16 protein-coding genes are annotated in these 16,345 nt (G+C 70.7%); 10 read left to right on the top strand and 6 right to left on the bottom strand.

Going from position 1 to position 16,345, the window contains the following annotated elements; translation table 11 throughout:
• Positions 1 to 62: 62 nt before the first annotated feature.
• The 3 genes from ABZ808_RS12765 (at position 63) to ABZ808_RS12755 (ending at position 2,530) form a co-directional block, all read left to right on the top strand.
• Positions 63 to 791, top strand: coding sequence for a 4'-phosphopantetheinyl transferase superfamily protein (locus tag ABZ808_RS12765; protein WP_357004579.1), 729 nt, complete (start codon positions 63 to 65; stop codon positions 789 to 791).
• 44 nt (positions 792 to 835) lie between these two features.
• Positions 836 to 1,261 (top strand): VOC family protein, encoded by a 426-nt coding sequence (locus ABZ808_RS12760; protein WP_357004576.1) that lies wholly within the window; start codon positions 836 to 838, stop codon positions 1,259 to 1,261.
• 63 nt (positions 1,262 to 1,324) lie between these two features.
• A complete protein-coding gene (locus tag ABZ808_RS12755) occupies positions 1,325 to 2,530 on the top strand; it encodes a cytochrome P450 (RefSeq protein ID WP_357004573.1) in 1,206 nt (401 codons plus the stop codon).
• A 33-nt stretch (positions 2,531 to 2,563) separates the two neighbouring features.
• Here the strand turns inward: ABZ808_RS12755 and ABZ808_RS12750 are convergent, their stop codons facing one another.
• Positions 2,564 to 3,595, bottom strand: a complete 1,032-nt coding sequence (locus ABZ808_RS12750; RefSeq protein WP_357004570.1) for a methyltransferase — start codon at positions 3,593 to 3,595, stop codon at positions 2,564 to 2,566.
• The gene (locus ABZ808_RS12745) at positions 3,588 to 4,544 is read right to left on the bottom strand and encodes a ferritin-like domain-containing protein (RefSeq protein WP_357004567.1); all 957 of its coding nucleotides are present in this window, start codon (positions 4,542 to 4,544) and stop codon (positions 3,588 to 3,590) included. Before ABZ808_RS12745 ends, ABZ808_RS12750 begins: the two co-directional genes overlap by 8 nt.
• A gap of 60 nt (positions 4,545 to 4,604) precedes the next feature.
• On the opposite strand from ABZ808_RS12745, the gene ABZ808_RS12740 reads away from it, so the two are divergent.
• From ABZ808_RS12740 to ABZ808_RS12725, 4 genes are all read left to right on the top strand, one after another.
• A complete protein-coding gene (locus tag ABZ808_RS12740; RefSeq protein ID WP_357004565.1) occupies positions 4,605 to 5,903 on the top strand; it encodes a condensation domain-containing protein in 1,299 nt (432 codons plus the stop codon).
• A 158-nt stretch (positions 5,904 to 6,061) separates the two neighbouring features.
• The gene (locus ABZ808_RS12735; protein WP_357004562.1) at positions 6,062 to 7,162 is read left to right on the top strand and encodes an LLM class flavin-dependent oxidoreductase; all 1,101 of its coding nucleotides are present in this window, start codon (positions 6,062 to 6,064) and stop codon (positions 7,160 to 7,162) included.
• Positions 7,159 to 7,773, top strand: coding sequence for an NAD(P)H-dependent oxidoreductase (locus ABZ808_RS12730; protein ID WP_357004559.1), 615 nt, complete (start codon positions 7,159 to 7,161; stop codon positions 7,771 to 7,773). Before ABZ808_RS12735 ends, ABZ808_RS12730 begins: the two co-directional genes overlap by 4 nt.
• Before the next feature lie 45 nt (positions 7,774 to 7,818).
• Positions 7,819 to 8,106 (top strand): phosphopantetheine-binding protein, encoded by a 288-nt coding sequence (locus ABZ808_RS12725; protein WP_357004556.1) that lies wholly within the window; start codon positions 7,819 to 7,821, stop codon positions 8,104 to 8,106.
• A 56-nt stretch (positions 8,107 to 8,162) separates the two neighbouring features.
• Here ABZ808_RS12725 and ABZ808_RS12720 read toward each other — a convergent pair whose 3' ends face one another.
• Positions 8,163 to 9,251 carry a methyltransferase domain-containing protein gene (locus ABZ808_RS12720; protein WP_357004553.1) on the bottom strand — a complete coding sequence of 363 codons (1,089 nt, stop codon included), beginning with the start codon at positions 9,249 to 9,251 and terminating at the stop codon, positions 8,163 to 8,165.
• A gap of 185 nt (positions 9,252 to 9,436) precedes the next feature.
• Here ABZ808_RS12720 and ABZ808_RS12715 point away from each other — a divergent pair, with 185 nt between their 5' ends.
• Positions 9,437 to 10,573: an acyl-CoA dehydrogenase family protein gene (locus ABZ808_RS12715; RefSeq protein ID WP_357004550.1), complete on the top strand. Its 1,137-nt coding sequence runs from the start codon at positions 9,437 to 9,439 to the stop codon at positions 10,571 to 10,573.
• 17 nt (positions 10,574 to 10,590) lie between these two features.
• Here the strand turns inward: ABZ808_RS12715 and ABZ808_RS12710 are convergent, their stop codons facing one another.
• Positions 10,591 to 11,031 carry a hypothetical protein gene (locus ABZ808_RS12710; protein ID WP_357004548.1) on the bottom strand — a complete coding sequence of 147 codons (441 nt, stop codon included), beginning with the start codon at positions 11,029 to 11,031 and terminating at the stop codon, positions 10,591 to 10,593.
• A gap of 295 nt (positions 11,032 to 11,326) precedes the next feature.
• On the bottom strand, positions 11,327 to 12,784 hold the full coding sequence (locus tag ABZ808_RS12705) for an aldehyde dehydrogenase family protein (protein WP_357004546.1): 1,458 nt from the start codon (positions 12,782 to 12,784) through the stop codon (positions 11,327 to 11,329).
• A gap of 220 nt (positions 12,785 to 13,004) precedes the next feature.
• Between ABZ808_RS12705 and ABZ808_RS12700 the strand changes: the two genes are divergently transcribed.
• Positions 13,005 to 14,693 carry an MFS transporter gene (locus tag ABZ808_RS12700; protein ID WP_357004544.1) on the top strand — a complete coding sequence of 563 codons (1,689 nt, stop codon included), beginning with the start codon at positions 13,005 to 13,007 and terminating at the stop codon, positions 14,691 to 14,693.
• A gap of 155 nt (positions 14,694 to 14,848) precedes the next feature.
• Here ABZ808_RS12700 and ABZ808_RS12695 read toward each other — a convergent pair whose 3' ends face one another.
• Complete coding sequence (locus ABZ808_RS12695) at positions 14,849 to 15,412, bottom strand: DUF4188 domain-containing protein (RefSeq protein WP_357004541.1); 564 nt, start codon at positions 15,410 to 15,412, stop codon at positions 14,849 to 14,851.
• Positions 15,413 to 15,545: 133 nt separating this feature from the next.
• Here ABZ808_RS12695 and ABZ808_RS12690 point away from each other — a divergent pair, with 133 nt between their 5' ends.
• A complete protein-coding gene (locus ABZ808_RS12690; RefSeq protein ID WP_357004538.1) occupies positions 15,546 to 16,340 on the top strand; it encodes a DUF427 domain-containing protein in 795 nt (264 codons plus the stop codon).
• Positions 16,341 to 16,345: the final 5 nt, after the last annotated feature.

The raw sequence follows: 16,345 nt of genomic DNA, 5'->3' as shown, positions 1-16,345 counted from the left end.
TAACGCTCGTAAAGGCTCGCCACGAAGGCGAGGGTAAAGACGCCGGCGGACGGGGGAACGGCGTGGGCGAGGGGCTCGGCAGCGGCGAGTGCCTGGTCTGGCGGTGCCGCGCCGGGCCGGTCCCCGAGCGGCTGCACGCCCTGCTCGACGACGCCGAGCAGGCGCGGGCGCGGCGGTTGCGCCACGACGCCGCCCACACCCGCTTCGTGACGGGCCGTGTCGCGGCGCGGCTACTGGTCGCCCGGTACGCCAACACCACGCCGCGCGAGGTCGTCTTCTCCTCGACGTGCCGACACTGCGCCGGCCCGCACGGCCGGCTGGAGGTGCGGACCGACGCGGGTGTGCTGCACGTGTCGGTGTCGCACTCGGCAGAACGGATCCTGGTGGCGATCGCCCGCGACACGGTCTGCGGCGTGGACATCGAGCGGGTGGCGCTACGTGGTCGCCGGATTCCCGTCTCGGCACTCTCCCCTGTCGAGCGTCGGGTGCTGGCCGACCTGCCACAGCCACGGCGACTCGCCGCGTTCATCCGGTACTGGACCCGCAAGGAGGCCATCCTCAAGGCGACCGGGGACGGCCTCGTGCCGTCGCCGGCCGACCTCACCGTCAGCGCCCCGGATGCCCCCGCCCAGCTTCTGAGCTGGGCGAACCGGCCGCCGCCGCAGGTCAGCGTGCACCTGCTCGACCTGGCCGTCGGCGACGACTACCGGGGCGCGCTGGCCACTCTCGGCCGGCCACTGTCGATTGTCGAGCGTGATGTTGACCCTCGTACAGAGGCGAGTCACCTATGATGAACCGCACCGCACAGATCGATCAATACGCGAGAAGAGGCTTCATGTCGGAACGTTCGTTCTCTCCGGTCGTCCCCTTCCTCCGCTACCAGGACCCGACGGCTGCCGTCGACTGGCTCGTCAACGCGTTCGGCCTGGAGCGCTTCGACGTCACCGAGGTGGACGGCAAGGTGGTGCACGCCGAGTTGAGCTGGGGCAACGCCACCATTCAGCTCGGCGGCGGCGGCCCGCACGACACGCTGGGCATGGTCAGCCCGCGCGAACTGCCCGCCACCAGCGGGGGGATCTACATCTGCGTCGGCGACGCGGCGGACGTCGACAAGCACCACGAGCGGTCGGTGCAGGCCGGCGCCAAGCTGGTCTACGAGCTGCACGACACCTCGTACGGCTCTCGCGACTACGGGGTCTACGACCTGGAGGGGCACGTCTGGAGCTTCGGCAGCTACCTGCCTCGTGAAGCGTCGGCGTAGGGTTCTCGACAAACACGCGTAAACACTTGCCCGGGTGGTGGGTTCGGGCCAAGACTGGCAGGCATGGTTGCCTCTGGTCTGCCGCCCAGGTTCGACGCGCTCGACCCCGCCGTCCGGGAAGACCCCTATCCGACCTACGCCCAGCTGCGCGAGGCCGGGCCGCTGTGCCGGATCGGCCCCGGCAGTTGGGGCGTCACCCGGCACGCCGACGTCGTGGCGTTGCAGCGTGACCCCCGCCTCGGCAGCGAGTTCCCCGAGCCGTACCACCACCTGTCGGTGGGCGAGGGGCCGGCCAGCCATTTCTTCCAGCGCATCATGCTCTACCGCGACCCGCCGGACCACGTCCGGCTCCGGCGGCTGATGAGCGGCGCCTTCACTCCGGCGGTGGTGCGGCGGATGCGCGGCTACATCGAGCAGACCGTGGACCAGCTCCTGACCCCGGCGCTGGAGACCGGCACCTGCGACGTGGTGCGCGACCTGGCGTACCCGCTGCCGGTGCTGGTGGTGTCCACGTTGATGGGCATCCCGCCCGAGGCCCACGACGACGTCCGGCAGCACGCCATGAGTCTCGGGCGGGCGTTCAGCGCCATCGTTCCCGAGGACTCCCGGGGTGCGGCACACGAGTCCGTCCAGTGGCTGCGCAAGTACATCGGTGGCCTGCTCGACGAGCGCCGCGCGGCGCCCGGGGACGACCTGCTGTCGGCGCTGTTGCAGGCCGAGGACGACGGCGACCGGCTGAGCCACGACGAGATCGTGGACAACACCGTCTTCTCGTTCTTCGCCGGTTTCGAAACCACCGTCCACCTCATCACCAACGGGTTCGCCGCGCTGCTGCGGGCGCCGGACCAGTTCGCCCTCCTGCGCGCCGACCCCGGCCTGGTGCCCGGCGCGGTGGAGGAGTTCCTCCGCTTCGAGGCGCCCATCCAGGGCACCGCCCGGCTGGTGCGGGAGCCGGTGCGGATCGGGGAGCGCACCGTACGGGCCGGGCGGGTGCTGGTGCTGATGCTCGGCTCGGCGAACCACGACGAGGCGGTCTTCCGGTCCCCCGGCACGCTGGACGTCACCCGAAACCCGAACCCGCACGTCACCTTCGGCGGCGGCGGACACCTGTGCCTGGGCGCGTTCCTGGCCCGCACGGAGGCGCAGGTCGTCTTCGACTGGGTGCTGCGGCGCACCCGCTCGGTGGAGCAGGCCGGCGAGCTGGTCCGGGAGGCCGACACGCCGTTCCGCGCCTTCGCCCACGTGCCGCTGGCCGTCCGGCCCGTCTGACGCTGCCGGCATCCCCCGCCCGGCGGGGCCGGATCAGGCCGGCGTGGCGGCCAGGATGGTCAGTGTGGCCGTCGGCCGGACGGTGTCCAGTCGCAGCCCGGCACGGTCGAGCAGGGTCCCGGTCTCCTCGGCCGTGCGGTGGGTGCCGCCGGTGAGCACCAGCGTGTGCACGTCGTACAGCTTCGCCACGTCGAAGGTGTCCCCGGACGGCAGGACGGCCTCCAGCAGCAGCAGGCGGCTGTCCTGTCGCATCGCCTCCCGGACCCGGCGGAGCACCGCCACCACCTGGTCGTCGCCGAACCCGGGCAGCACCGTCTTGAGCAGGTACGCGTCCGCGCCGGCGGGCAGCGCGTCGAAGAAGCTGCCGGGGACGATCTCGCACCGGTCGCGTACCCCGGCCTCGGTCAGGACCCGCTCCGCCGCCGCGACGACGTGCGGCAGGTCCACCAGCGTGCCGCGCATCGCGGGGTACCGCGCGAGCAGGCCACCGAGGAACCCGCCGTCACCTCCGCCGACGTCGACCACGTGGGACAGCTCTCCCCACGGGTGGCAGGGCAGCACGGTACGCAGGTGCAGCCGGGTGATCGCGTGCATCCAGCGGTCCACCCGCCGGCTCTCGTCCGGGTTCTCGGCCAGGTGGCTCCAGTAGTCCGTGCCGTGCGCCCGGTCGAAGGCGGCCTCGCCGGTGCGCAGGCTGTGCGGCAGCATCGCCCACGCCTGCACGTCGGAGGCGAGCAGCGTGTAGACGGCGCGCATCGACATCGGGTGGTCGCTGCGCAGCGGCTGGGCCAGCGGGGTCAGGGCGAAGACCTCCGGCTCCGGTTCGGTGAAGATGCCCTTGGCCGCCAGCGCCCGCAGCGCCCGGCACAGCGACCGCCCGTGCACACCGACCTCGGCGGCTAGCTCATCGACGGGCCGGGGCCCGTCGATGAGCAGGTCGGCGATGCCCAGGTCACTGACCGCCCGCACCGTCATCGGCACGATGACATCGGTCAGCTCCGCCAGCCGCATCAGCGACGCCAGGTCCATCGGCGGCCGTTGCCGGACGCCCGCTCGCTCAACCACCGCGCCTGCCCTCCACGAATTGGATCAGATCCAGCCGGACGAGCCCGTCCCGCACGCGAGGGGTCATCAGTCCGATCTGGTCAAGTGCCCGGCCCACCCGGGAGAAGATGGCCTGCCGGTAGGCGACCATCAGCTCGTTGCGGGCGGCGAAGTCGAGTCCCTCGGTCATCGGGACCTCCATGCGTTCCCAGATGTCGCTGAGCAGGAACCGGCGGCGGATCAGGGCCGCGGACTCCAGCACCAGTTCCTCCCGCTCGGTCCGCTCGCGAGTGGTCATCTCGTCGTACAGGCCGCGCAGCGACAGCACGCCGAACGACACGTGCCGGGCTTCGTCCCGCGCCACGAGGCCGGTGATCTGCTTGATCAGCGGGTCGTGGAAGGTGCTGTGGGCCAGCCGGAACGCGGCCATCGCCAGCGCCTCGACCATGATCTGCATGCCCAGCGAGATGACGTCCCAGCGGTTGTCTTCGAGGATGTCGGTCAGCAGCAGCTCCAGCGGCTCGGAGATCGGGTACGGCCGCTGGATCTTCTCCCCCAGGTAGCGGGAGAAGACCTCGACGTGACGCGCCTCGTCCACCGCCTGGGTCGCGGCGTACAGCTTGCTGTCCAGTCCTGAGACGATCTCCACCAGCCGGGCGGCGACCACCATGGCCGCCTGCTCACCGTGCAGGAACTGGCTGACCATCCACGCCTGGAGTTCCCAGCGGAACTCGTCCCAGGCGGGCCGGCCCCGCGCGGCAAGCGGGGAGGCGGCGAACCCGGCCATGGCGAAGGCGGAGTCGTCGGGCAGTGGCGCCCCGAAGGGTACGTCGAGGTGCCACTCGATCTCGTCGACGCTCCACTGCGCCTGTTTGGCACGCTGGTAGAGCGAGCCGGTGCGGGTGTCGGAGGACTCGTAGTTCCAGTTGAGCCGGGCGTCCTGGGTGGAACGCACTACCAACTCACTCATAGCAGCAAAGACTAGTTTGCGAGGCACGCAAAGCCAACGACAAAAGCTATCCTGCTGTTTGTGGAAGCACGCGACACACCAGCCTCGGTCTCCCAGCGACTGTTGTGGATGATCAAGCACTACCGCGCGGACTTCGGCGCGCTGAACTGCCCGGTCGTCTGCCGCATCGTGGGAGACCTGGACGAGCGGGCGTTGCAGGCGGCTGTCGACCAGCTCGTGGTCCGACACGAGGCGCTGCGGACGACCTTCCACGGCCGCGGCGCGCGTCTCGTGCAGCGCGTGCACGCCCCGCGCCCGCAGCCGCTGGCCTGGGCCGATGCGGTGGCAGGCGAGGCGCTGGACGCGGCGCTGGCCCGGGAGCTCCAGACGCCGATCGACGCCGGGGAGTGGCCGGTGCGGGCCAGCGTGTGGCGGGTCGGCCCACGGGAGCATCTGTTCTGCCTCAACCTGCACCACCTCGTCACCGACGCGTGGTCCACCGGCATTCTGCTGCGCGACCTGGTCGCCTGCTACGACGCCGCCTGCGGCGGGGCCACCGTCGGCACACCCGCGGGTTGGCAGATGTCCCGCTTCGCGCAGGCGCAGCAGGAGCTGCTGGCCTCGGACCGGCTCGCCCGGTACCAGCGGTACTGGCGACACCAGCTGGAGGGCAGCCAGATCCCCCGGCTCGACGCGCTCTATCCGGCCCCGGACGCCACCGACGCGGCCGCCGGGGCGACCCGATCCGTCGCGGCGGAGCTTCCGGCCGCGACGGTGGCCGGGCTGCGCGAGCTGGCCAGGCGGGAGAAGACGACCATGTTCACGGTGCTGCTGGCGGCCTTCCACGCCCAACTGCACCGCCTGACCGGTCAGCCCGACCTGGCGGTCGCGTCGATGTTCGCCAACCGGTCCCGGCCCGAGGTACGCGACACCGTCGGCCTGCTCGCCGGCATGGTGCTGCTGCGCGCCCAGGTCGCCCGTCAACACCGCTTCACCGACCTGGTACGCCACGTGCACGGCGCGGTGATCAGCGCGTTCGCGTACCAGGATCTGCCCTTTCACCTGCTGCCGACCGGCATCGTCGACACCGGCGGCGGGCGGGCCGACGACGTGATGTTCAACGTGATGTCACCGCTGCGACATGACCTGACCGGCGGCGGGGCGCGCTTCGAGCTGGTGGTTCCCACGGAGATCGGCAGCCGCTTCCCGTTCGAGCTGGCCCTGGCTCCGGTGGGCGAGCACCGGGTGCAGGCCGTGCTGTTCCGCGCCGGAGGTTGGGTTGACCCGGCGCTCGGGCAGGACTTCCTGGCCGGCTACCTGGACGTGGCGGCAGCGGCGGCGCGGCGTCCGGACGTCGCGCTGCCGTCGCCCGGGCGGTGACGGGTCACGGCCACGGGTATTGACAGCGTTGCGGGCATCCTGAGAACCTTCCAGCACATACTCGTAAATGCACGTGGATAGCAGGAAAGACAAGTGCGCACGGGGATGGCAGGTCAATCCGGGGCCGGTCGGCCGGCCCGAGGCGGAAGGGACCGTTGATGACACTGCGACTGCACTGGTTCCTGCCATTGCACGGCGACGGCCGGGAGGTCTCCAAGAGCGCGGACGGTGCGGACGGGACCAGGAACATCCGCCGGGAGCCGGGGCTGAACTACCTCAGCCAGGTCGCCCAGGCCGTCGACGGGCTCGGCTTCGCCGGCGCGTTGGTGCCGACCGGCCTGTTCTGTGAGGATCCCTGGCTGGTGTCGGCGGCGCTGTCGCAGCAGACCCACACCATGCACTTCATGATCGCCTGCCGACCCAACGCGCAGCCGCCGATGGTGTGCGCCCAGTCGGCCGCGACGTTCCAGCGGCTCTCCGGCAGCCGGCTGATGCTCAACATCGTCACCGGCGGGGACGCCGACGAGCAGCGACGCTACGGCGACTGGCTCGACCACGACGAGCGCTACGCCCGCACCGAGGAGTTCCTCGACGTCTTCCACCGCGCCTGGCGCGGTGAGCCGTTCGACTTCCACGGCAAGCACTACCAGGTCAAGGCCGGGATGCTGAGCCGTCCCCACCACACGCGACCGACGATCCTGCTGGGTGGCTCGTCCGCTGAGGCGCAGCGGGTCGCCGCCGCGCACGCCGACGTCTACCTGGCCTGGGGCGAGCGCCCGGACGGGCTGGCCACCCTCACCAGCCGCGTCGCCGAACTGGCCGCCGCCCAGGGCCGCACTGTCGAGTTCGGCACCCGGTTCCACGTCATCAGCCGGGACACCGCGCAGGAGGCGTGGGCGGTGACCCGTCGGCTGCTCGACGGCATGGACGCCAGCCGGATCGCCGACGCACAGCGGCGGTTCCGCCGCACCGACTCGGAGGGGCAGCGCCGGATGGCCGCCCTGCACGGCGGCCAGGTCGACGACCTGGAGGTGTACCCGAACGTGTGGGCCGGTTACGGCCTGGTCCGCCCTGGCGCCGGTGCCGCACTCGTCGGCAGCCACGAGCAGGTGGCCGAGCGGATAGCGGAGTACCACGCGCTGGGCATGACCCATCTCATCCTCTCCGGGCAGCCCCACCTCGAGGAGGCGTACAACTTCGCCGAGGGCGTGCTGCCGCTGCTGCGGCGCCAGGGGTTGCTCGGGCGGGAGGCCTCGTGACGGACCGGAGCGCGCTGGTGGAGACGACGCTGCTGCTGGGCAGCCCCCGTGCGGGTTCCCGTACCAGCGGCATCGCCATCCGGCTGGTGGAGGAGCTGTCACTCGCCCTCGCCGCGGAGGGCGTCGAACTCGCCGGGCCGGACATCGTCGACCTCGCCGACATCGGTGCCGCGCTGCCGCTGCGCGCCAGCCGCAGCGTGCCACTGGGGCCGGAGATAGAGCAGGCCCTGGGCCTGGTCCGCCGCGCCGGCCTGCTGGTGGTGGTCAGCCCGACGTTCAAGGGCACCTACACCGGCCTGCTGAAGCTGTTCCTGGACATGCTTCCGATGGACGGGCTGACCGACTGCGTCACCGTCGGCGCGATGACCGCGGGCTGGGCCAAGCACCGCGGCGCGGGGGACCAGTACCTGCGTCCGCTGCTGACGGAACTCGGCGCGACCGCGCCGGTGCCCTGCCTGTCGGTCCTCGAAGACGAGTTCGAGGACGTGCCAGAGGTCGTCGCGGCGTGGTCGCGCCGTTGGGCCCCCGCGCTCGGGGCGGTGGTGCGCCACCAGCGCCACAGCTTCTCCGCCCCTCGTGTCCACCCGCTGACGGGCGCTCGGGCCTCCTGAGCGACCCATTCAACCGTCATGCCAGCAGCACAGAGGAGATCGACCATGACCGAGCAGACCGCTCCCGCCCGCCGTACCGAGGAGGAGATCCGCGCTGCCGTGGCGGCGGTCATCTCCGACATGGCGCCGAAGGACGGCGTGGAGGTGACGACGGAATCCCACCTCATCAAGGACCTGGGCTACCACTCCCTGGCCCTGATGGAGGTGGCGTTCGCCATCGAGGACGAGTTCGACCTCGATCCGATCGACGAGGACACCGCGCGCAAGATCACCACTGTCGGGGCAGTGCAGGATCTGGTGGTCCAGCGGCTCGAGGAGCGCGACGGGGCCTGAGCACGGGTCGGGTAGGGTCCGGGCCGCCCGGACCCCTCCCGAACCACGGGCGCTGGTCAGCCCTTCAGTCGGTAGAGCCGGTGGAAGCGGTCGTTGACCGCCAGGATCGTCATCCCCGAGAAGCCGGCCCGCAACGCCATCTCGCGCACCATCCCGGGGCGCAACACCGTGCCGGTGCCCGTCGAGTCCTCCCCGGTGCGGCTCGCCGGCAGGCAGTGCAGCACGCTCGTGCCGTACTGGAACCGCTCCACGTCGTCGCCGGGGGCGGTGAAGGCCGGCGCGACCTTGGCATCCATCACGAGCACGGCGCCGTCGACGGCACGCAACTGCCGGCACGCCTGAAGCACGGCGACCGGCTGGGACACCTCGTGCAGCGCGTCGAAGAGGCACACCAGGTCGTACTCGCCCGCCAACTGCGGGTCGGCGGCGTCGCGACAGGCGAAGCGGACCCGGTCGGCGACACCCGCCTCGGCGGCGTTCCGCTCGGCCTGCCGCAGGGCGGCTCCGTCCAGGTCCAGGCCGGTCACCTCGGCACGCGGGTACGCGCGGGCCAGCGCGATGCTCGACCAGCCGGTCCCGCAGGCGACGTCGGCGATGCGTTTCCCGGGCGCGTCGAGGCGGGCGTGCACGTCGGGCATCTGCTCGACGATCCAGCCGGCGAGCTGGTGGGCGAACAGGGCCCGGTTCGCGCCGGAGTGGCCGTCGCGCCAGTCCACACCGAACACGTCGTCGGGCACACCCGCACCGCTGCGGTAGGCCGCCACGAGGTCCGGCAGGGCGGCGGCGATGCCGCCGAGCGGCAGCACGGCGAGGGAAGCCAGGGACATCGGGTCGTCCGAGACCGTCAGGACGGCGGCGTGCCCGGCGGGGAGCCGGTACGCGCGGCGTTCGGCCGGTAGCCGTACATCGTCGGTCTCGACGATGCCGCAGACGGCCTGCTGCTCCAGCCACTCCCGGGCGTACCGGGGGGCGATGTCGGCGGCACGGGCCAGCTCGTCCGGGCGCAACGGCCCCGGCGCGGCGGCCAGCGCCTCGTACAACCCGAGCTTGACCCCCAGGTACGTCGACAGCAGCTCCTGCGTGGCGAGAAGAGACTTCCACATTCTCATCGCGAACACGTGTGTCTGCGCGTCAGACGCCGTCATGAGACACCTCCCCGGGGCAGCACAGCTGCGCTTGTGGAGTGTCTATACACAACACTCCTATGTCTGTTGCACGATACATGCAGACAGTAGGATGGTCATCGGTCGTTCCGAGCCGCCCGCGGTGGCCGGAGCAGGCGCGGCCCGGCACTCGGACCGGCACGTCAGACCGGAGGGCGAGGCTCGGCATGACGACTCTGCAACTGGTCCGTGATCTCCTTCCGGAGATCGCCAAACACGCCGACGAGGTCGAGCGGGGCCGGGGTCTCCCGGACCATCTGCTCGACGGGCTGCGCGCGGCGGGCTGCCTGCGCATGCTCGCGCCCGTGGAGCACGGTGGCGCCGGCCTGAGCGTGCCGGACACGCTGCGGGTCGTCGAGACGTTGGGCACGGCGGACGCGTCGGTGGCCTGGCTGGTCGGCCAGGTCGCCCTGTCCCAGCTCATCATCGGCTGTGCGCCGGCGGCGACCGTCGCGGCTATCTTCGCCGACGGCCCGGACGTCTACGCCGCCGGCGCGGTGGCGCCCAAGGGCCGGGCCACCGAGGTCGACGGAGGGTGGCGGATCTCCGGCCAGTGGCCGTTCGTCACCGGCTGCGAACGCGCCGCCTGGGTCTACCTCAACTGTGTCCTGGTACGGGGGCGCGCGGTGGCGCTGAACGACGGCCGGCCCGCCACCCGGATCATGCTGCTGCCCGCCGCCGACGTCACAGTGGTCGACACCTGGCACACCCTGGGCCTACGCGGCACAGGTAGCCACGACCTCGCCGTCTCCGGCGGCTACTGCCCCGCGGAGCGAGCCGTGGAGTTGGTGCCCGGTTCGGCGAGCGCGGCGCGGGCGTCGATGAGCATCGCGCAGTCCAGCCTCATCATCGCGGCGGCGGCGCTGGGCATCGCCGAGGCGGCCCTGCGGAACGTCGTCGAGCTGGCGGCGGGCGGCAAGCGGCCGGCGCTGAGCGCGACGCGGCTGGCGTCCTCGGCCGCCTTCCAGGAGCGGCTGGGCGAGGCTCGGATGGTGGTGCAGGCGGGTCGGGCGCTGCTCTACGACCAGGCCGGTGACGAGTGGGGCGGGTTCGCGGGCTTGGATGCGGCGCTGCGGCGGGCGCAGGTACGGGCTGCGGCCGCGCAAGCGACCGCTCTGGCGGTCCGGGCGACCGACGCGGCCTTCGAGCTGGCCGGCGGGACAGCGGTGTACGACTCGTCGCCCCTGTCCCGGAGGCTGCGGGACGTCAACACCGCTCGGCAGCACTTCGTGGCCAGCCGCAACTCTTACGCGGCCCTCGGTGCACACCTGGTCGGTGAGGGCGGTGACGGCGGCCCGCTGTGACCGGCGGGCCTCGGGGTTCACTTCACGCTGGGGATGACACCCTTGCGGCGCAGCCGGGTGATCCACCCCTGGGCGGTGTGGGTGGGCACGCCGTAGTGTTTGGCGACACCGGTGACGGTGCGGTTCTTCAGATAGATGTTCTTGAGCTCGCTCGGGTCCGGCATGCGACGGTAGGCGCGGTCCGACTTCGCCGTCCGGCTCGGCGTGGAGACGCGGTAGGGCCTGGTGGCCTCCGAACTCTCGGCCGACACGGCGGCGGTTGCCGCTGCTGCGGGACGCTTCGCGGCGAACGCCTGCATCAACAGGTCCAGGTCGACCTGGAGCAGGTCGGCAGCGCCGAGCTTGACGTCATCCGCGACGCGGACGGTCAACTCTTTGATGTAGACCTGGCCGTCCTCGGCGAACACGCGCATCGTGGTGCGGGAGGACTCCTCTCCCGCGTCTTTCGCACCAAGCACCGGAGTGATCGTGACGATGTACTGAGCCATTGCCTCTGCCCTTCTTCCCTACCAACATCCGGTGCCCGCGAGACGCTAGGCCACAGTCTCATACGTTGCGTAGATTTAGTTGGCCCCTCCGGACGTACACGGCAAACCCTCCGCACCCAAAGTCACTCCAGCATAACGGAAAGCGACTCTCAGACCCACCATCGACACCGGTGGTTGTCGAAGGATCACTTCACGTGTGAACAGCGCGAAAAGCACGTTCCGAAGCTTCCTCGTGTCACCAAGATTACTCGGTCGTTACGCGCGTTCAGACTGGCATCCACACGTTCTTCGGCCGGAGAAACTCGCGCAGGCCGGCGAGGCCGCCGATACGCGCGGAACCACTCTGTTTCACCCCGCCGAACGGCGCCGACGGCATCAGGCCCGGCGCGCCGTTCACCCATACGCTGCCGGCCGCGACGGCTCGGCTGACCCGGTGGGCGCGGCGCAGGTCGTTCGTGTGCAGGTACGCCCCCAGGCCGTATCGGGTGGCGTTGGCCAACCCCACCGCCTCCTCCTCGGTGTCGAAGCTCGACACCGCCAGCACCGGCCCGAACACCTCCTCCTGAACGAGTTCGGTGTCGTGGTCGGCGTCGACGAAGACCGTCGGTTCCACGAAGAAACCGTCGGCGAGTTCCCCGCCGCAGCGCCCGCCACCCGCCAGCAACCGCGCGCCCGACGCACGGGCCCGGTCGACCACACCGAGGATCCGGTCGCACGCCTGCCCGGAGACCACAGGACCCATCACGGTGGCCTCGTCGGCCGGGTCGCCCACCCGGACGCGACGCAGCCGCGAGGTCAGCGTCTGCAGCACCTGCTCGCGGACGGCCGAGTGCACCAGCAACCGGGTGCCGTTCGCACACCCCTGCCCCGACAGGGCCACCACGCCGCTCATCGCGTACCGCGCCGCCGACCGTAGGTCGGCGTCGTCGAAGATGACGTGCGGGGACTTGCCGCCCAACTCCAACGCCACCGGCGTCAGGTTCCGGGCCGCCTCGGCGAGCACCTGCCGGCCGGTCGCCGCGCTGCCGGTGAAGTGCACCTTGTCGACGCCGGGGTGCCCCGCCAGGGCCGCCCCGGCCGGCGGCCCGCCGGGCACGACCACCACCACACCCCGCGGCACCCCCGCCTCCACCGCCAGCTCGGCGAACCGCTGGCCGACGAAGGGCGCCAGCTCCGACGGCTTGACCACGACGGCGTTGCCGGCAGCGAGCGCCGGACCGAGCAGTTGCGCCATCGACATCAGCGAGCCGTTCCACGGGATGATGCCGGCCACCACGCCGTACGGCTCGTCGAGGGTGTAGTCCAGGCTGCGCCCGGGCCAGGTGGGCACCACCTCGCCGCCGATCTTGTCGCACCACCCGGCGTAGTACCGCAGGTGGTCGGCCGCCAGCGCCGGCAGCCGCCGCGCGAGTTGCGTCGGCAGGCCGATCTCCAGGCTCTGCACCGCGGCGAGGGAATCGGCGTGGACGAGCAGCAGGTCAGCCAGCCTCAGCAACGTGTCGCGTCGGACCGCTGCCGAGCTGTCCCTCCACAGGGGCAGACTCGCCCTCGCCAACGCCACGGCCTGGTCGATCTCGGCCGGTCCGGCGAGGACGACCTCGGTCGTCGGCTTCCCGGTCGCGGCGTAGACGTGTTCCGCCCGCCCGCCGGAGGACTCCACCACCCGCTCCTCGCCGATCCACAGCGCCGGCTCGGGCAACAGGTGCGTGGGTGGTTCGCTCATTCCCATCGCGCGCTCCTCACGTCGAGGCGGGTTACCGGTCGTACGGTGCTTTCAGAATCCCATCAAAGCCTCGTAAGAAACCAGAGGCATCTTTGATAGACACTCTCACACACCGTAGATAGCCTGTCTCCAGCAACCGAACCGGCAGCAGTGTCCGTGCTGGTCGCACCGCCTTCCCAGCCGGCAAAGACGCGTAAAAACGATCATGGAAGGTACGCGAATGACACCATCGAGGACGCGACCGTCCCCCAGTCCTGCGGAGACCCCTCCGAAGCCGGCTCCGATCGCCGGTCGGGCGCGGTCCATCGCGCTCTTCGCCGTTCTGGTCGGCCTGCTGCTCGACCTGCTCGACATCGTGATCGTCAACGTCGCCCTGCCGACCATTCAGGAGGACATCGGCGCCACCAGCTCGAACATGCAGTGGATGGTGGGCGGGTACACCCTCGCCTTCGCCACCATGCTGGTGACCGGTGGCCGGCTCGGCGACATCTACGGCCGCAAGCGCGTCTTCATCATCGGCATGGTCGGGTTCGCCGCCGCCTCGCTCGTCGCGGGGCTCGCGGCAAACCCGGAACAGCTGATCGTGGCCCGCTTCATCCAGGGCGGCATGGGTGCGCTCATGGTCCCGCAGGTGCTGTCGATCCTCCAGGTCATGTACCCGCCCAACGAGCGGGCACGCGCCTTCTCCGCCCTGAGCGTCGTCTTCGCCGTCGGCACGGTCGCCGGCCCCATCGTGGGCGCCCTGCTCACCGCCGTCAACGTCGGTGGCCTCACCTGGCGCACGATCTTCCTGGTGAACCTCCCCATCGCCGCGGTATGTCTCCTGGTCACCGCGAAGCTGGTTCCCGAGTCCAAGGGTGCGTCGGCCCAGCGGCTGGACGTGAAGGGCGCCATCCTGGTGGGTCTCGGCATGCTGCTGCTGGTGTTCCCCCTCATCCAGGGTCCGCAGCAGGGCTGGCCGGCATGGACCCTCGTCAGCCTGGCCGCCTCGATGCTGGCCTTCGCCGCGCTGGTGGCGGTGCAGCGCCGGCGAACGGAATCGCCGCTCATCCCGGTGTCGCTGTTCTCCCACCGCTCCTTCCGCGGCGGCCTCGCCGTCTCCCTGTTGTTCATGAGCGGCGTCATGCCGTTCTTCCTCGTCAACACCCTCTACCTACAGTTCGGGCAGGGGTTCTCGGTGATCAAGGCCGGCCTGATCGGCGTGCTGTGGGGCTTCGCCGTCCCCCTGTTCACCGCCATCTCCGCCCGCCGCATCACCCCGAAGCTCGGCCGGCTCGGCCTGCAACTCGGGCTGGTCATGCTGATCGCGGCGATGGTCATCCTGATCACCGTGATCCACCAGTTCGACACCGTCACCCCCTGGGCGCTCGCCCCCGGGCTCATCCTCGGCGGCGCGGGCATGGGCATGACCTTCGCACCACTGCTCACCTACACGCTCAACGACGTGCCGCTGGACAGCGCGGGCGCTGCCTCCGGGGTGTTCAACACCGTGCAGCAGATGGGCGCCGCCATCGGCATCGCCCTGAGCAGCATGGTCTTCTTCATCGCCCTGGCTGTCCAGTCCCCCGCCGTCGGCGACGACCTCCGGAGCACTGTCAAGGACGAGCTGACGGCCCGGGGCCTGCCGGTGGCGACCGTCGACGCCGCCGCCGACAACGCCCGGGCCTGTTTCAAGGAGCGGATCGAGGCCGCCAACCCGGTCGCCGACCTGGAGCCGTGCCGCGCCGTGTCGTCCCAGTCCGGGGCCGGCGCGGACGTCGCAGACCGGCATGACGAGTTGCAGTTCACCGCGAACCGCACCGCCTACCAGCAGACCACCGAACGGGCGCTGGTCTACCAGATCGTCGTGTTCGCGCTGGCCATCGCCGCCAGCTTCCTGCTGCCCCGCCGCGTCGAGCACAAGGGCTGAGCCACGATACGCCGGTGCCCGGGTCGGGTCCGCCGTCAGCTCTGGCTGCGGACCCGACCCGGGCACCGGCGTATCGTGTTCCAGTCGGGACAGTCAGCGGCGCGAGGTCGGGGCGCATCGGGTCGACCCGGAACGCCACCGCCGGCCGCGCGGCCTCACTCGGAGGCGACCCGGCCAGCTGCCGCTTTCTCTTCCCCGGATTCCTGCGCGGCCGTCCGCTCCCTCGCCAGCCGGGCACCTGTGGCGCGACGGTGCACGGCGAGGTCGCCGCGGCGTTCGACCGGCACGTGCGACGTACCCATCGCCAGGCCGGTGGGCGACGGCATGTAGTCGTAGACGGCCTCGTACTCGCCGGACCGGACGACGAACGTCTCGTGCCACACCCCGACGTCGCCGTTCTTCTTCATCCGCTTGAAGTAGCGTGCCCAGACCTCGGCGTGCGGCTGCTGCGGGTCGTTGGCGAACCGCTCCAACTGCTCGACGCTACGGAAGTAGCCGATCAGGATCGGCCCCCGCCGAGTCCAGGCGTGGTGGGCGGACATCGCGCCGTTCTCCGGATCGCTGAACAGCGCCATCAAGATCTTGCGCATGTCGCGGAAGTTCGGATACCACTGGTGGATCTTCCAGTAACGGTTGATCCGCATGCCGGTGATGAAGACGGCGAAGTCACCTTCGACCTCCGCGGTCATCCGCGGTCGCTGCTTCGGCTCCTCGCCCATGCCGATCGCCTCCCTCGTTCGGTGCCTGCACACGGCACTCGTATGTAGGATTTCAGCAGAGCAGTAGAGACTCGAAAATACAAGCTTTGACTGTCAAACACGTGAACATACACGTGTTGTCGAGGGGGTTGCCATGCTTGCGCCCGCACCGCGCTTCGCCCCGCCGGAGGACCGGCTCACCTACCACCACAGCGAGCGGTGGATCCGCGGCAGCATCGGCGAGGTCGTCGTCGTGGACAGCCGGAGACCACTGCTGGTCTGGGAACCCGGGTTCCCCGTGCCGTTCTACGCCTTCGCGCTGTCCGACGTGACCGGCGGGACGCTGCGGCCCGCCGCGCGGCCACCCGCGCCCGGTAGCCGGGCCGGCAGCAGTTTCCACGACCTGACCGTCAGCGGGCAGACCTTCCACAACGCCGCGTGGACCTACCCGGGAGACATCTTCGCCGAGACCGTGTGCCTCGCCTGGCGGGAGTGGTTCGGCCAGGGAATCGAGCGGTGGTACGAGGAAGACGCACGGTTTTTCGTGCATCCCGTCGATCCGTTCTCTCGCGTTGACGCACTGCCGAGCTCAAGGCATGTGGTCGTCACACACGAGGGAGTCGTTCTCGCCGACACCCACCGCCCGGTGCTGCTCTTCGAGACCGGTCTGCCCACCCGCTACTACATCCCCGCCGACGACCTGGTCCGGGATCTGTTGCTGCCCTCCGACCACCACACCCGCTGCCCGTACAAGGGAGTCGCTTCGTACTGGTCGCTGGGCGACGCACCCGGCAGCGACGGGAGCGACATCGCGTGGTTCTACCCCGACCCCCTGCCCGGCGTGGCCAACATCGCCGGGATGACCGCGTTCTACCCGGACCGGGTAACGATCACGGTGGACGGCGAGTCGGTGAGTCCGACGCCAAGCGGTTCGGCTGCCGGTACGTAGATACG

This window comes from Micromonospora sp. NPDC047527 (assembly GCF_040643015.1).
In the GTDB taxonomy this organism is placed as follows: Bacteria; Actinomycetota; Actinomycetes; order Mycobacteriales; family Micromonosporaceae; genus Micromonospora.
The sequence above is the reverse complement of the archived record's forward strand: the minus strand, read 5'-3'. Positions and strand labels throughout refer to the sequence as shown.

Coding starts and splice junctions, on each gene's coding strand:
- ABZ808_RS12715 (WP_357004550.1), top strand. CDS start 9,437: ATGACGACTCTGCAACTGGTCCGTGATCTCCTTCCGGAGATCGCCAAA.
- ABZ808_RS12700 (WP_357004544.1), top strand. CDS start 13,005: ATGACACCATCGAGGACGCGACCGTCCCCCAGTCCTGCGGAGACCCCT.
- ABZ808_RS12690 (WP_357004538.1), top strand. CDS start 15,546: ATGCTTGCGCCCGCACCGCGCTTCGCCCCGCCGGAGGACCGGCTCACC.
- ABZ808_RS12735 (WP_357004562.1), top strand. CDS start 6,062: ATGACACTGCGACTGCACTGGTTCCTGCCATTGCACGGCGACGGCCGG.
- ABZ808_RS12745 (WP_357004567.1), bottom strand. CDS start 4,544: ATGAGTGAGTTGGTAGTGCGTTCCACCCAGGACGCCCGGCTCAACTGG.
- ABZ808_RS12720 (WP_357004553.1), bottom strand. CDS start 9,251: ATGACGGCGTCTGACGCGCAGACACACGTGTTCGCGATGAGAATGTGG.
- ABZ808_RS12695 (WP_357004541.1), bottom strand. CDS start 15,412: ATGGGCGAGGAGCCGAAGCAGCGACCGCGGATGACCGCGGAGGTCGAA.
- ABZ808_RS12725 (WP_357004556.1), top strand. CDS start 7,819: ATGACCGAGCAGACCGCTCCCGCCCGCCGTACCGAGGAGGAGATCCGC.
- ABZ808_RS12705 (WP_357004546.1), bottom strand. CDS start 12,784: ATGAGCGAACCACCCACGCACCTGTTGCCCGAGCCGGCGCTGTGGATC.
- ABZ808_RS12760 (WP_357004576.1), top strand. CDS start 836: ATGTCGGAACGTTCGTTCTCTCCGGTCGTCCCCTTCCTCCGCTACCAG.
- ABZ808_RS12755 (WP_357004573.1), top strand. CDS start 1,325: ATGGTTGCCTCTGGTCTGCCGCCCAGGTTCGACGCGCTCGACCCCGCC.